The organism is Candidatus Rhabdochlamydia sp. W815, from assembly GCF_018642185.1.
Lineage (GTDB): Bacteria > Chlamydiota > Chlamydiia > Chlamydiales > Rhabdochlamydiaceae > Rhabdochlamydia > Rhabdochlamydia oedothoracis.
Genome location: NZ_JAAVTY010000118.1, coordinates 1 through 569, shown reverse-complemented (window position 1 = coordinate 569; position 569 = coordinate 1). Strand labels below are relative to the sequence as shown.

The window sequence follows — 569 nt, the reverse complement described above, 5'->3', positions numbered from 1 at the left end:
CGGAAATTAACATCAAGTTGCCAATGCAATTTGTTTTCGATGCTCCAGTGATTACGCACTTCCTTTGCAAGACGTTCTGCATTAGCAGGTAGACTTGAAATAAAATACCGAATTTCACAGCTATTCCTCTCTTGCGATTTCTTCTGTACTTTTACGCATATCACAAGCTATGCAGCTTCTTCCAATTTCTCAGTCGCCCATACTTCTCTTATCTCACTACGTCCTCGAGTACATTTTTCAGACCGCCAATAATCACAGCTAGCTTCTTCCGGTATAACGTTCTGTGCTTGTTCAAAAAAGTTATGAGCTTCTGCATGTAAGTGGTCTTGATTGCCTTTAAGAGCAATAACATAATCTCCTCCCTGGGAACAAATCTGTTCTACTACTATTTTGTGACAACCGGCTGCATCGATTGTTACAACAACTCCTTTAATATTTAATATAGTAAGCAGGCTTTGAATGGTCTCTAGTTCCTTTCCTTTTCCAGAACATTTAAGATGTCCCAACACAAGACTTTGCTCAGAAGCAAAAGCGCTTACCATATGGATAGGATCTATTGTCTTATTACC

Annotated in this window: 1 protein-coding gene; it reads right to left on the bottom strand. The window is 39.4% G+C overall.

The annotated features are described in order from the left end of the window. Window positions 1-167: 167 nt before the first annotated feature. On the bottom strand, window positions 168-569 hold a 402-nt coding region (locus RHOW815_RS07075; protein ID WP_215217617.1), incomplete at its 5' end, for an ISAs1 family transposase.